This window comes from Mesorhizobium sp. WSM4310 (genome assembly GCF_007003935.1).
Taxonomy (GTDB): Bacteria; Pseudomonadota; Alphaproteobacteria; order Rhizobiales; family Rhizobiaceae; genus Mesorhizobium.
The window spans coordinates 463,469-478,165 of the sequence record NZ_VFTA01000001.1 but is presented as its reverse complement, the minus strand read 5'-3'; the positions used below and the strand labels follow the sequence as shown (position 1 = coordinate 478,165).

General features: G+C 63.5%; 10 protein-coding genes. 2 read left to right on the top strand and 8 right to left on the bottom strand.

The annotated features are described in order from the left end of the window. Nucleotide 1 precedes the first annotated feature (1 nt). From FJV80_RS02220 to FJV80_RS02210, 3 genes are all read right to left on the bottom strand, one after another. The gene (locus FJV80_RS02220; RefSeq protein ID WP_095770813.1) at nt 2-1,123 is read right to left on the bottom strand and encodes an ABC transporter permease subunit; all 1,122 of its coding nucleotides are present in this window, start codon (nt 1,121-1,123) and stop codon (nt 2-4) included. Then, on the bottom strand, nt 1,116-2,039 hold the full coding sequence (locus tag FJV80_RS02215) for an ABC transporter permease subunit (protein ID WP_095770814.1): 924 nt from the start codon (nt 2,037-2,039) through the stop codon (nt 1,116-1,118). The genes FJV80_RS02220 and FJV80_RS02215 overlap by 8 nt, the downstream gene beginning before the upstream one ends. A 162-nt stretch (nt 2,040-2,201) precedes the next feature. After that, on the bottom strand, nt 2,202-3,794 hold the full coding sequence (locus tag FJV80_RS02210; RefSeq protein WP_095770815.1) for a peptide ABC transporter substrate-binding protein: 1,593 nt from the start codon (nt 3,792-3,794) through the stop codon (nt 2,202-2,204). Nucleotides 3,795-4,077: 283 nt separating this feature from the next. On the opposite strand from FJV80_RS02210, the gene FJV80_RS02205 reads away from it, so the two are divergent. After that, on the top strand, nt 4,078-4,524 hold the full coding sequence (locus FJV80_RS02205; RefSeq protein WP_142875445.1) for a TadE/TadG family type IV pilus assembly protein: 447 nt from the start codon (nt 4,078-4,080) through the stop codon (nt 4,522-4,524). Next, nucleotides 4,525-6,294 (top strand): TadG family pilus assembly protein, encoded by a 1,770-nt coding sequence (locus tag FJV80_RS02200; protein WP_142875444.1) that lies wholly within the window; start codon nt 4,525-4,527, stop codon nt 6,292-6,294. It begins immediately after the preceding gene. Between the two features lie 51 nt (nt 6,295-6,345). Here the strand turns inward: FJV80_RS02200 and FJV80_RS02195 are convergent, their stop codons facing one another. From FJV80_RS02195 to glgC, 5 genes are all read right to left on the bottom strand, one after another. After that, complete coding sequence (locus FJV80_RS02195; RefSeq protein ID WP_142875443.1) at nt 6,346-7,992, bottom strand: alpha-glucosidase family protein; 1,647 nt, start codon at nt 7,990-7,992, stop codon at nt 6,346-6,348. Then, entirely contained in the window at nt 7,992-10,052 is a 2,061-nt protein-coding gene (glgX, locus tag FJV80_RS02190) for a glycogen debranching protein GlgX (RefSeq protein WP_142875442.1), read from the bottom strand. The genes FJV80_RS02195 and glgX overlap by 1 nt, the downstream gene beginning before the upstream one ends. Nucleotides 10,053-10,251: 199 nt before the next feature. Beyond that, nucleotides 10,252-11,880, bottom strand: coding sequence for an alpha-D-glucose phosphate-specific phosphoglucomutase (locus FJV80_RS02185; RefSeq protein WP_142875441.1), 1,629 nt, complete (start codon nt 11,878-11,880; stop codon nt 10,252-10,254). Between the two features lie 3 nt (nt 11,881-11,883). After that, nucleotides 11,884-13,329, bottom strand: a complete 1,446-nt coding sequence (gene glgA / locus FJV80_RS02180) for a glycogen synthase GlgA (RefSeq protein ID WP_142875440.1) — start codon at nt 13,327-13,329, stop codon at nt 11,884-11,886. Between the two features lie 83 nt (nt 13,330-13,412). Next, the gene (gene glgC / locus FJV80_RS02175; RefSeq protein ID WP_142875439.1) at nt 13,413-14,678 is read right to left on the bottom strand and encodes a glucose-1-phosphate adenylyltransferase; all 1,266 of its coding nucleotides are present in this window, start codon (nt 14,676-14,678) and stop codon (nt 13,413-13,415) included. Between the last annotated feature and the right edge of the window lie 19 nt (nt 14,679-14,697).

The following is a 14,697-nucleotide window of genomic DNA, read 5'->3' as shown; positions in this document are numbered from 1 at the left end:
TTTATCGATCTCTCGGGTCGAGCGCGTCGCGCAGGCCATCGCCGACGAAGTTCAGCGCAAACAGCGTCGAGACGAGGAAGAAAGCAGGAAACAGGAGCAGCCAGTTGGCGGTGCCGATGTTCTTGGCGCCGACCGAAATCAGCACGCCCCAGCTGGTCATCGGCTCCTGCACGCCAAGGCCGAGGAACGACAGGAAACTCTCCAGGATGATGACCTGCGGCACCAGCAAGGTCATGTAGATGACGACCGGGCCGAGCAGATTGGGGATGACGTGGCGCAGCAGGATGCCGCGCTGGCCGACGCCCATGGCTTCCGCCGCCTGGACATATTCCTGGCGGCGGATCGACAGCGCCTGGCCGCGCACGATGCGCGCCATGTCGAGCCACAGCACCGCGCCAACCGCCAGGAACATCAGCACGAAGTTGCGGCCGAAGAACACCACCAGCATGATGACGAAGAAGATGAACGGCAAGGAATAGAGCACATCGACGATGCGCATCATCACCTCGTCGATCCTGCCGCCGGAGAAACCCGCGGCGGCGCCATAGACCACCCCGATCACCACCGCGACGACGCCGGCGAGCAGGCCGATGGCCAGTGAGATGCGACCGGCCATCAGCGTGCGCGAGAGCAGATCGCGGCCGGTGTTGTCGGTGCCGAACAGAAAATATTGCTGCTTGACCGACGCGCTCATCGTCACTTCCAGACCGTCGGGCGACTTGCTCTCGATCTTGGTGTCGTCAAAGGCATCGGAGCGGTCGAGGTAGCGGATGTTGCGGTCATCGATCGGCTTGGTCGACTTGACCGTGACGAAGACCTGATTGCCCTCCTGGTGCCATTCCTTGATATCGACCCGCATGCGCTTGATCGCATCATTGAGCGCGGACTCGATCATGTCGGGCTTCGGATAGGCTGTCAGGCTTGGCGGCATGCGCACATAGTCGGCATAGATGGTCGTGTACTGATGCGGCACGAACCAGGGGCCAAACACGCTGACGAGCCCGATCAAGGCGAGGTAGTAGAGGCTGAACATGGCGGCGCGGTTGGCCTTGAGACGCGCCCAGGCATCGCCCCACAGCGAGCGGCCGACGATAGCGGGAGCAGTGGCTGCGATGTCAGTCATAGCGCACCCTCGGGTCGACGACCGCGTACATGACGTCGACGATCAGGTTGAAGACGATGGTGAAGATGGCGATCACCACCACCGTTCCCATCACCAGCGTGTAATCGCGGTTGAGCGCGGCATCGACGAAGTAGCGGCCGACGCCGGGAATGGAGAAGATCGTCTCGACTATGACGGAGCCGGTCAAAAGGGCCGCCGCCGCCGGGCCGGTGAAGGAAACGATCGGCAGGATGGCGCCGCGCAAGGCGTGTTTGACCACAACCGACCAGTCGGAAAGGCCGAGCGCGCGGGCGGTGCGGATGTGATGGGATCGCAGCGATTCGATCATCGAGCCGCGCATCAGGCGGGCGACGATGGCGATCTGCGGCAAGGCAAGCGTCAGCACCGGGCCGACCTTGTTGATGAAGGCGCCATCGCCCCAGCCGCCGATCGGCAGAAGTTTCCAGGTCAGGCCGAAGAGAAGCTGGATCACCGGCGCGATGACAAAGGTGGGGATGGTACTGCCGGCCGTGGCCAGCGCAATCACCGTATAGTCGCCAAGCTTGTTCTGGTTGAGCGCGGCGATGGAGCCGAGCACGGAACCGAGCAGCAGCGCCAGGATCAGGGCCGAGGCGCCGAGTTGCACCGAAATGGGCAGGCCCTTGGCGAACAGTTCGGTGACGGTGAAATCCGGCATGTTGTAGCTCGGGCCGAAATTGCCGCGTAAGAGATTGCCGAGATAGTGGACATATTGCAGCCAGAGCGGATCGTTGAGGCCGAACTGGGCTTCAAGGTTGGCTTTGATCTCGGGGCTCAGCCCCCGCTCCTGGTTGAATGGCCCGCCTGGCGCGACGCGCATCAGGAAGAACGCCATCGTCACAATGACGAACAGCGTCGGTATGGCGGTCAAAAGCCGCCGGAATACGTATCGCAGCATCGGTGCCCCACTTGATCCGGAACACGCCTGTCCGATTGGACCATTGTGCTCCAGCCTTCAAATCTTCGCACCGGATTTTCCGAAAATCGATTGCGCGTCCCGGCCGATGCGATGGCAAACCAGCACCGCCGCGCACGAAGTGCGCGGCGGCTTGGCCAGGGATCAGTCCTTGCTGACGAAACGCGACGGATGGACATCCATCACATTGTCGACGAAGCCATGCAGCTTCGAGGACACGATGTCGTGGTAGCTGTAGTAGAGCAGCGGGATCTGGCCGACATCGTCGACGAGAATGCGTTCGGCCTCGGAGAGCTCCTTCATGCGCTCCTCGGGCTTGCCTCCGGCGGCGGCTGCCTTGTCCATCGCTGCTTCATAGGCCGGGCTGTTGTAGTTCGAGTAGTTGTTGCCGCTCGCCTTGCGCGAGATGCCAAGGAAGGTTTCCGGATCCTTGTAGTCGGCGATCCAGGCGGCACGCGCCACGTCATAGTCGCCCTTCTGCTCGAGGAAGGAGTAGTGCGTCTTGGTGTCGGTGTTGAGCAGCGTGACGTCGACGCCAAGCGGCTTCAGCTGCTCCTGGATGGCGACCGCGGTGTTCTTGTGATTTTCCGAGGTGTTGTAGCGGATTTCCATCTTCAGCGGATGTTCGGGCGTGTAGCCGAGTTTCTCGAGGATTTTCTTGGCCGCGTCCTCGCGGTCTATCTGCGGCATCTCGGCATATTTGGCCATTGCGGGCGTGTAGCCCTCGATGCCGGGAGGCACCATCGAATAGCCGGGCAGCATCGAGTTCTGCCAGACCTTTTCGGCGATGAAGTCGCGGTCGATCGCCATCGAGATGGCGTTGCGCAGTTCAGGGTTGTTCCACGGCGCCTTGTCGGTCTTGATGGCGTAATAATAGGTGCCGAGATAGGGGCCGACATGGATCTGGTCGCCGAACTTGGTCTTGAGGTCGGCAAGCTGTTCGGTCGGCAGATCGTCATAGCTGTCGAGTTCGCCTGCCTCGAAGCGCTTCATCGCCGATGAGCGGTCTTCGGTCGGGATATAGTTGACCACGTCGAACTTGACGGTCGCGGCGTCCCAGAATTTCGGATTTTTGACCAGCTTCATGTGGTCGTTGGGAACCCATTCGGCCAGCGTGTAGGCGCCGTTCGAGACGAGCTTGCCGGGCTTGATCCAGTCGGCGCCGAGTTTCTCAATCGAAGCCTTGCTGACCGGATAGGTCGCCTGGTGGGTCAGCATCTCCAGGAAGTAGGGCGTCGGCGCCTTCAGGGTCACTTCCAGGGTGTTGGCGTCGATGGCCTTGACGCCCATGTCCTCGGGCTTGCCTTTCTTGGTGTTGACGTCCTCGGCGCCCTTCACCGGATACAGCATCGAGGCGTATTCGGCCCCGGTCGCCGGATCTTCCAGCCGGTGGAAGGCGTAGACAAAGTCGTCAGCCGTCACCGGGCTGCCGTCCGACCACATGCCGTCCTTGCGCAGCTTGAAGGTGTAGACGGTGCCGTCATCCGACACCGTCCAGCTTTCGGCGGCGCCCGGAATGAGGTTTGCCTTCTCGTCCTGCATGACCAGTCCCTGGAACAGGTCGCGCAGCACGTTGGCTTCATACACCGTCGAGGTCTTGTGCGGGTCGACCGACTCCGATTCGGCGGCGGTGCCCCTGTTATAGACGCTCTCGGCGAACGCCGGCGAGTAGAATGCGCCGGCGGCTACCGCCATGGTGGTGGCGAATACCGTCGCCTTCAGCATGTTTTTCAGCATGAAGTTCTCCCTGTCGGCGCTGCCCGCGGCGCGCCTTTGAGTGTTGACGCCCCGGAACCGATGCCTGGTTCCTTTGAGCGTGCCGCCGGTTCCCCCCGGCAGCTGGTGGCAGGAGACTAGACAGGAGGTAAGCTCTTTTCAACCGAGTACTGATTGACCCTAAGTCAATCCTCAAAAACGAAGAAGCAACAGCTAAATTAGAACGGCATTTTCAATCGCGCGCATCCCCAGGTTGCACCCAGAGTTTTCGCTTTCTGCATGCGAACTTTGGCAAGCTGGTATCATGGTACAGAACCTCATTTCCAGGCTCCGAAGACGTGCGTTCCGAACAGACAATTCGGGAACGTCGGCGGTCGAGTTCGCCCTGCTGTCGCCGATTTTTATCCTTCTTCTGCTCGGAATGGTTGCGTACGGTATCTATTTTGGTGCTGCCAACTCGATCCAGCAGATCGCGGCGGATGCCGCCCGGACGGCTATAGCCGGGTTGAATCAGACCGAGCGGCAGACGCTCGTTGCCGCCTTCCTCGCCAACAATGCCGGTGGTTACCCCTTCGTGGACGCCAGCAAACTGACCTACCAGGCCAATGACAGCATGGCCGACGGCAGCCAGTTCGTGGTGTCGGTCTCGTACGATGCGCACAACCTGCCGATCTGGAATCTCTTCCCGGGCATAGCCATGCCAGGGACCACCATCAAGCGTCAGTCAACGATCAGGGTTGGGGGTATCTGAATGCTGCAGCGTGCGGGCAAGGGCATCGGCCGGCTTGCACGGTCTATGATGGAGGACAGGAAGGCGAATTTCGCCGTCATGACCGCGCTGAGCGCGCCGGTCGCCCTGGCGCTGGCCGCGGTGGCCATCGATGAAGCCTCCATCTACTCCGAGCGCCGGCAGGCCCAGGCGATGGTCGATCTGGCGGCGATCACCGCAGCCTCGAACTTCAACAATGTCAACACGGCGGTCGTCACCACGCTCACCGACAACGGCATGCCGGGTGTCGTCGTTCAAGCCTCGGGCCAGACCATTGCCCCGGCCCTCGGCAAGACCGTGGTGACGGTCACGCAGGGCCGATATGCCTCGACGACCACCAACGTCACCCAACGCTTCCAGGCGGGCGTGACACCCTACAATGCGGTACGTGTCACGCTGGCGAAAGTCCCCACCCGCTATTTTGCAAGTTCGCTCATCCCCACTCCGGTCATCGGCACCCAAGCCACGGCCAGCATGACGCCGCAGGCGGCATTCTCGGTGGGGTCGAGACTGCTCGGCGTCAATGGCGGCATCCTCAATGCTTTGCTGAGCGGGCTCCTCGGCGGCAACATTTCGCTCAGTGTCATGGACTATAACGGGCTGATCTCGGCCGATGTCAGCGTCTTGTCCTTCATCAGTGCGCTCGCCATACAATTGAACATCACGGCCGGTACCTATTCGGACGTACTGGCCTCGAAAGCGACTGTCGGCCAGATCGCCACCGCCATCGCCAACGTCCCCGGCCTCGGCAACACGGCCAAGGTCGCCCTGCAGACCATCGCCTCCAAGTCGACCAGCACGGTCAAGATCCCGCTCAGCAGCCTTGTCGATCTCGGCTCCGTCGGCAGCCTGGGCCTCGGGCAACAGCCGTCCGGCTTCGGCGTCGATGCAAGCGCCATGGGAATGCTGACCGCCGCCGCCGTGCTCGCCAACGGCACCAACCAGGCCGCGGTCGATCTCGGCGCCACCATTCCGGGATTGCTCTCGACCAAGCTCAACATCGCCATCGGGCAGCCGCCGCAATCCTCGCCCTGGCTCGCGGTCGACGGCATCGGCACTGTCGTGCGCACCGCCCAGACGCGCATCAAACTGACGGCCTCCGTCGGTGTCGGCACGCCGGGGCTCGGCGGCGGCATCAGCCTGCTCGCCGTCAACCTGCCGCTCAATGTCGAAGTCGCCTATGCCGAAGCCAAGCTGACCGACATCAGCTGTCCGACAGGGCCTTCCAGCATCAGCGTTTCGATCGCCGCGCACCCGGGCGTTGCCCAGCTTAACCTGGCCAACAGCAACAATCCCTCCGGCTTCGCCGATTTCAGCCAGCCACAGACCTTCTCCGACGCCGACATCGCGGATGTGAGCCTCCATCTGCTGCTGATCAACATCCCGCTGATCCAGGTGATGGGGTCGGCAGCGACCGCGATCACCAACAACAGCCCACAGACCTTGACCTTCAACGCAACCGACATCGCCAACAAGACGGTCAAAACCGTTTCGACGCGCAACATCTCGCAGTCGCTCACCACGTCGCTGGTCAACAACTTGTCGCTTTCGGCCAATGTGCTTGGTCTCGGTATCGATCTCAGCTCCCTGCTCGGAACGGTCAAACCGGCAGTGGTGACCCTGCTCAACACCGTAACGGCGCCCGTCGACGACTTGCTCTACAATGTGCTGTCCGCGCTGGGTGTCGGCGTCGGCCAGGCCGACATACGCGTCACCGGAGCGACCTGCGGTCGGGCGGTGCTCGTTCAGTAAGGTTTTCGTGGCCAAGCGGGTCGCCTGGCCAAGGCGCGGTCGAACGGCCAGTCAGTCGAGCCGGCCAAGGAAGCAACCGACAGCCGGCAGCGAAAGCGCTTCTTCCTCGCCGGCAGCGTTGCCAGCCAGGACAGCAGCGACAGCGCCAATATCCGGCGGCAAGGGCCAATTCGCCGGCTCTCCAGCGAAATTGAAGACGCAGAGCAGTCTCTGCCCGCCGCCTTCGCGGATGAAGGCCAGCACGTCGCCTTCGGCGTCGAGAAAGCGGATCGAACCGCTGACCAGCGCCGGATGGCGCCTGCGCAAGGCGAGCGTCGAACGGTAGGCGGACAACACCGATTGGTCGCTGCCGTTCTGCACATCGGCGGCGCGGGCGCGATGGCTGGCGGGGACCGGCAGCCAGGGTTTGCCCGTCGAGAAACCCGCATTGTCGGCGCCGGCTTCCCAAACCATCGGCGTGCGGCAGCCATCCCTGCCCTTCACACCGGGCCAGAAACGGATCCCGACGGGATCGCGCAGATCCTCATAGGCAAGCTCCGCCTCCTCCAGGCCGAGTTCCTCACCCTGATAGAGGCAGATCGAACCGCGCAGGCAGGCGAGCAGCATGATCGAGAATCTGGCCACCGCGTCGGCATCGCCATCCGGCGCTGTCCAGCGGCTGACATGGCGCACCACGTCATGGTTGGAAAACGCCCAGCAGACCCAGCCGTCGGCAACCGCATGTTCGAAGGCCTCGACGCAGCCGCGCACATGCGCCGCCGAGAATTGCGGACCGAGCAGGTCGAAGGTGTAGCACATCTGCAGCTTGTCGCCGCCGGAGGTGTAGGCGGCCAGCGTCTGCAGCGAGCGGCCCTCATCGCCGATTTCGCCGACGGCGGCGCGGTCTGGATATTCGTCGAGCAGCGCCCGGAAACGCCTGAGGAAAGCCCGATTCTCCGGCTGCGTTTTGTCGAACAAATGCTCCTGGTAAAGGTAGGTGTTGGTCTCGCCATTGGTGCCGGCGACGCTCGACGCCAGGGGCGGATTGCTGCGCAGCCAGCGGTCGTGGAAATAATAGTTGACGGTGTCGAGCCGGAAGCCGTCGACGCCGCGCTCCAGCCAGAAGCGCACCGTGTCCAGCAGCGCGTCCTGGACCTCCGGATTGTGGAAATTCAGATCGGGCTGCGAGGCAAGGAAATTGTGCATGTAATATTGCCGGCGGGTCGAATCCCACTCCCAGGCCGGGCCGCCGAAGACGGACAGCCAGTTGTTGGGCGCATTGCCGTCGGGTTTCGTATCGGCCCAGACGTACCAGTCGGCCTTGGGATTGTCGCGGCTGGCGCGGCTCTCGATGAACCATTCGTGTTTGTCGGATGAGTGCGACAAGACCTGGTCGATGACGACCTTCAGGCCCAGCCGGTGCGCCTCGGCGACCAGAGCGTCGAAATCCTCCAGCGAACCGAACATCGGATCGACGTCGCGATAGTCCGACACGTCATAGCCCATGTCGGCCATCGGCGACTTGAAGAAGGGCGATAGCCAGACGGCATCGACGCCGAGCGAGGCGATGTGGGCAAGTCGCGCGGTGATACCCCTGAGATCGCCGCTGCCGTCGCCGGTCGTGTCCTGGAAGGAGCGCGGATAGACCTGGTAGATAACGCAGCCGCGCCACCATTCGGCCCCCTGCCCCGCCCAAGGGTCGGCATTGTTGTTGGCCATCACGAACCCTTCCTGGCGCGACCCTTGGCGGTCCAGCGCGAACTGGTTTTTTTCGCATCGGATTGCCCGAAGCCCGGCTGCCACTTTTCGGTCCGATGCTCTGCCATGAAATGGACGCTGCGGGCCGGCAGCGGCCGCACAAGGTCGATCGCCTGCGTCTCGATCGCCGGCTGCCATCGGAAGCCTTCCCGCACGGGCAAGGTGAAGACGCATTGGCGACGATCGCCATTGATCATGACGGCAAGGCGGTCGCCGCCTGCATCACCCAATAGCATGACGAGGCGGTGTCGCGCGGGGTCGTTCCAGTCCGTCTCGGCAAGCGGCATACCGGTCTCGGTCAACCAGGCGACGTCGGGGATGCCTGTCGCATCGGCCGGTTGTCCTGTCAGGAAATCGGTATCCGACAAAGCGGGGACGGTACGGCGAAGCATGCCGAGCGCCGATGCGTAGCGCTCCAGCGCCTGGTCGCGGCCGGCCCAGTCGAGCCAGGTGATGGCATTGTCCTGCGCATAGGCGTTGTTGTTGCCCTTCTGGGAGCGGCCGAACTCGTCGCCCGCCGTCAGCATGATGGTGCCGCGCGAGGCAAACAGCGTGGCGAGCAGCGCGCACTGGTCGTCGAAGCGCGCCCTGGTGATCGCCGTACTGTCCGTCTCGCCCTCGGCGCCATTGTTCCAGGACAAATTGTCGTTGTGGCCGTCGCGGTTCTGCTCGCCATTGGCCGCGTTGTGCTTGCGCTCATAGGCGACGATGTCGGCCAGCGTCATGCCGTCATGGGCGGCGATGAAATTGATCGTGCGGCTGGCCGGCTGGCCGGCCTTGCCAAAAACATCGGACGAACCGGCAAGCCGCGTCGCCAGCGCTCCTACCGCGCCGGCATCGCCTCGCCAGAAGCGCCTGGCGTCGTCGCGATAGCGGTCGTTCCATTGGAGGAAGCGCGGCGGGAAGTTGCCGAGCTGGTAGCCGTCAGGGCCGATATCCCAGGGCTCGGCGACCAACACGCGATCGGCAAGGACGGGATCGCCGGCGATCGCCGCGAGCAAGGGCGCCGCGGGATCGAACACGCCGTCGACGCGGCCCAGCACCGGCGCCAGATCGAAGCGGAAGCCGTCGACGCCGGCATTGCAGACAAAATGCCGGAGGGTGTCGAGCACCATGTCCCGCACCGCCGGATGATCGCAGGCGACGGTGTTGCCTGTGCCGGTGTCATTGACCAGCCTGCCATCCGGCTGGTGCCGATAGTAGGCCTGGTTGTCGAGGCCGCGCAGCGACAGCGTCGGCCCCAGCCGGTCGCTTTCGCCCGTGTGGTTGAAGACGAGGTCGAGGATGGCGCCGATGCCGGCCTTGCGCAGCGCCGCCACGGTGTCGCGCAATTCCCCGAGGCCGCCGGGCGCAAGACGCGGGTCGAGCGCCATGAAGGTGACGGGATTGTAGCCCCAGGCATTGCTCAGGCCCAGCGGCGGCAGGTGCCGCTCGTCGATCGACGCCGTCACCGGCATCAGTTCGACGGCCGACACGCCGAGCCTTTGCAGATGCTCGATGACGACAGGATGAGCAAGTGCCGCGATCGTACCGCGCCGCGCTGGCGGAATGTCGGGATGCAGCTTGGTGAACGCGCGCACAGGCACCTCGTAGATCAGGCCGCCCGGTCGAAACAGCGGCGGCAACACAGGCACCGCTTCGGGCAAGGCTCTCGCCAGGGTCTTGGGCATCAGCGGCGCGGTGTCTGCGCCCTCGTTGCGCCGCGCGGCGAGCCGCCAGTGATAGGCGTATGGCCGGTCGATTTCGACGGCGTAGGGATCGGTAAGCAGCTTGTCGGGGTCGAACCACAACCCGCGCTCGGGGGCATAGTCGCCGTCGGCGCGGAAGCCATACCGCGTGCCCGCGGCAAGGCCGGGAACGAAGAGCGCATGCACCCCCTCGCCTTCCGGCTGCAACTCCAACCGGTCGAGTTCGCGGTTTCCCTGCCCGTCGAAGATCGACACCCAGAGGCGGCGCGCCGACGAGGACCAGGCTGCGAAGCGGATGCCCTCGCGGGTGACAGTGGCGCCGAGTTGGGTCATGGGAGCGCCTCACCTTCTCCCCTTGTGGGAGAAGGTGGATCGGCACGCAGCGCCGAGACGGATGAGGGGTGTTGGAAGGAATAAGGCGCCGGTGTTCTGGGCGTCGGTTTGCGCCAAGCTGGAGCACCCCACATCCGTCCGAGCTTCGCTCGGCCACCTTCTTCCACAAGGGGAGAAGGGGGAGCCTCCGCCTCCACCCTCAAGTAATCACGCTCGGCTTGTTGCGGCCGGTGTGGCTCTTGATCCCGGCAATGTCGTCGGCGGCCGCGATGAGGTCGGCAAGGGCTGCCTGCGTGTCGAGATCGTGCCTGGCCTTGTCCGGCTCGTAGCGCTCGATGTAGACGCGCAAAGTCGCGCCGGACGTGCCGGTGCCGGAAAGCCGGAAGACGACGCGCGAGCCACCTTCGAACAGGATTCTGATACCCTGATGCTCGCTGGTCGAACCGTCGACCGGGTCGTGATAGGCGAAATCGTCGGCCTTGGCGATCTTCAGGCCGCGCACGCTGGTGCCGGGCAGCGAGCCGAGCTTGCCACGCAGTTCATCGACCAGAGCGTTGGCGCGGTCGCTCTCGACCTCCTCATAGTCGTGGCGGGAATAGTAGTTGCGCCCATAGGCCGCCCAGTGCTCGGTGACGACCTGCTTGCAGCTTTCGCCCCGCGCGGCGAGGATATTGAGCCAGAGCAGCACCGCCCACAGGCCGTCTTTTTCGCGCACATGGTTGGAGCCGGTGCCGGCGCTCTCCTCGCCGCAGATCGTCGCCATGCCGGCATCGAGCAGATTGCCGAAGAACTTCCAGCCGGTCGGCGTCTCGTAGATAGCGATGCCGAGTTTTTCGGCGACACGGTCGGCGGCGCCACTGGTCGGCATCGAGCGGGCGATGCCCTTCAGCCCGTCCTTGTAGCCGGGCGCCAGACGAGCATTGGCGGCAAGCATCGCCACCGAATCCGACGGGGTGACGAAAATGCCCTTGCCGATGATCAGATTTCGGTCGCCGTCACCGTCGGAAGCGGCACCAAAATCCGGCGCGTCCGGCCCCATCATCTCGTCATAGAGATGCTTGGCGTGCACCAGGTTCGGATCCGGATGATGGCCGCCGAAATCCGGCAGCGGCTTGAAGTTGCGGCAGGTGCCGCTGGGCGCGCCAAGCCGGTTCTCGAGGATTTCCTTGCCATAGGGACCTGTCACCGCATGCATGGCGTCGAAGCGCATGCGGAAGCCCGATTTGAACAGTCTGCGCAGCGCGTCGAAATCGAACAGGCTTTCCATCAGCTCGGCATAATCGGCGACCGGATCGATGATCTCGACCGTCATGCCGGCGGCCGTGACGGTGCCGATCGTATCGATGTCGATCGGATCGATGTCCGATATCTTGAAGCTCGCAATCGCCTTGGTCTTGGCAAAGATCGCATCGGTCAGCTTTTCCGGCGCCGGGCCGCCATTGCCGGCATTGTACTTGATGCCGAAATCCTCATGCGGGCCGCCGGGATTGTGGCTGGCCGACAGGATGATGCCGCCGAAGGTCTTGTATTTGCGGATGACATGCGAGGCGGCCGGTGTCGACAATATGCCGCCCTGCCCGACCATCACCTTGCCGAAGCCGTTGGCGGCCGCCATGGCGATTGCCTTCTGGATGACCTCGCGGTTGTAGAAGCGGCCGTCGCCGCCGATCACCAGCGTCTTGCCCTTGAAGCCGTCAAGCGCGTCGAAGATCGACTGGATGAAGTTCTCGGCATAGTGCTCCTGCTGGAACACGGGCACCTTCTTGCGCAGGCCCGACGTGCCGGGCTTCTGGTCTGAATAGGGCTTGGTGGGGACGGTCCGTATCATGCTTCAGGCAACCCTTTTCGAAAGCAGCAGGCGATAGAGTTCAAGATATTTTTCCGCGCTCTTGTCCCATGACACATCGGCCTTCATGCCTTGGCGCTGGATGGTCTCGAAGGCCGCGGGATCGGCGTAGGCATCGACCAGGCGGCGTATGGCGTGCAGCATCGCGCCGCCATTGTTGGGAGCGAATTGGAACCCTGTCGCCACGCTGGCCGCCATAGCCGCTTCGTTGGCGTCGATGATGGTGTCGGCAAGGCCGCCGGTGCGGGCGACCACCGGCACGCAGCCGTAGCGCAGGCCGTAGAGCTGCGTCAGTCCACAGGGTTCGAAGCGGGACGGGATGATGATGGCGTCGCAGCCGCCCTGCATGGTGTGTGACAGCCCTTCGTCATAGCCGATGACCACGCCAATGCGGCCACGGTGGCGTGCGGCGGCGGCAAGCAGCGCGCCTTCGAGGCCCGCGTCACCGGAGCCCAGTATGGCCAGCCGCGCCCCAGTCGCGACGATGCCATCGATCACCGTCGCCAATATGTCCATGCCCTTCTGCCAGGTCAGCCGGCTGATGACGCAGACGATCGGGCTGTCGTCGCGGTCGAGGCCGAAACGCTCCTCCACGGCCGCCCTGTTCGGCGCCCGTGCCCTGAGCGTTGCGGCCGTATAGTTCGACACCAGATGCTTGTCCGTCTCCGGATCCCAGATGGCGGTGTCGATGCCATTGACGATGCCATAGAGATCGCTGGAGCGCATGTTGATCAGGCCGTCGAGTCCCATGCCGAATTCCGGCGAACGGATCTCCTGCGCATAGGTCGGGCTCACCGTGGTGATCGCCCAGGCCGCCTGCAGGCCAGCCTTGAGGAAGCCGACGCCACCATAATATTCGACGCCGTCAAGCGCCATCGCCACTGCCGGCAGGCCGAGTTCGCCGAAGATGCCGGCGCCGAACTGTCCCTGGAAGGCGAGATTGTGGACGGTCATCATCGACGGCGTGCCGACCGCCTTGCCGTAGCGCATATAGGCCAGCGTCATCGCCGACTGCCAGTCATGGGCATGGACGATGTCGGGCAGGTAGCCCGAGATGGCGCCGCCGGCGATATCGGCGCCGGCCTGGCTCAGGGCCGCGAAACGCCGCCAATTGTCCGGCCAGTCGGCGCCCGAAGCATTGCCGTAGGGACCGCCGGGACGGTCGAACAGATGCGGCGCGTCGAGCACGAAAAGGTCGAGCCCGGCAAGCTCGACGGCATGGATAGAGGCCTTGCCGCCTTGCAACAGCGGATATTGGTAGACGGCCTTGCGTTTCTTGAAGCCCTCCATCACCGCGGGAAAGCCTGGAATGAGCGTGCGCATGGTCACACCCTTGGCCGCCAGCGCGACGGGCAGCGCACCGGTCACGTCGGCAAGCCCGCCGGTCTTGATCAGCGGGAAGATCTCGGGCGTGACCGACAGAACCTGCATGCGTCTATCCCGATCCTGTCCAATTCTTTGTTTCCAGGCAATTCCCGCACGGAAACCCGTTTCGCACTTTTCGCGGAATTGCTCTAGAGCCCGAGTTTGTTGATCATGTCCTGCGTGACCAGGCAGATGCCCTTCTCCGAAACGCGGAAGCGCTTGGCGTCGAGCACGGGATCCTCGCCGACGACCAACCCCTCCGGTATCCTAACACCATGGTCAATGACGACGCGCTTCAACTTTGCGTTCCGGCCGACATGAACGTCGGGCAGCATGACCACCTCTTCCAGCTTCGAATAGGAATTGATGCGCGCGCCGGTGAAGATCAGGCTCTTCTTCAGCGTCGCGCCGGAGACGATGCAATCGCCCGAGACCAGCGAGGAAACGGCCGAGCCGCGCCGGCCATCCTCGTCATGGACGAATTTTGCCGGTGGCTTCAACTCGGCGTAGGTCCAGATCGGCCAGTCACGGTCGTAAAGGTCTAGCTCCGGCGTCACGTCGGTCAGGTCGATATTGGCTTCCCAATAGGCGTCGACCGTTCCGACATCGCGCCAATAGGCTTCGTTCTCGGCGGTCGAACGCACGCAAGATTTGGTGAAACGGTGCGCGATCGCCTTACCGTGCTCGACGATATAGGGGATGATGTCCTTGCCGAAATCGCGGCTTGAGCCCGGCTCGGCGGCGTCGCGGCGCAACTGCTCCATCAGGAACTTGGTCCTGAAGACGTAGATGCCCATCGAGGCCAGGGCGAAGTCCGGATTGCCCGGAATGCCGGGCGGATCGGCCGGCTTTTCGACGAAGGCGATGATGTTGTCCTTGGCATCGACATGCATGACGCCAAAGCCCGTCGCCTCCATGCGCGGCACTTCGAGACAGCCAACGGTGACGTCGGCATTGGCGTCGACATGCTGACGCAGCATCATCTCGTAGTCCATCTTGTAGATGTGGTCGCCAGCCAGGATGACCATGTATTCGGGGCCGTAGGCCTCGATGATGTCGATGTTCTGGTAGACGGCGTCAGCCGTACCTTCATACCACTGCGTTTCCGAGACGCGCTGGCTGGCCGGCAGGATGTCGAAGCTTTCGTTTCGTTCCGGCCGCAGGAAGTTCCAGCCGCGCTGCAGGTGGCGGATCAGCGAATGCGCCTTGTACTGGGTGGCGACGCCGAGGCGGCGAATGCCGGAGTTGAGCGCATTGGAGAGCGCGAAGTCGATGATGCGCGTCTTGCCGCCGAAATAGACCGCCGGCTTGGCGCGACGGTCGGTCAGTTCCTTGAGGCGGCTGCCACGGCCGCCGGCCAGTACATAGGCCATGGCATCGCGCGCCAGCGGCTGGGTCCGTTTCAAGTCTGCCATTTCTACCCTCCCAATTTAC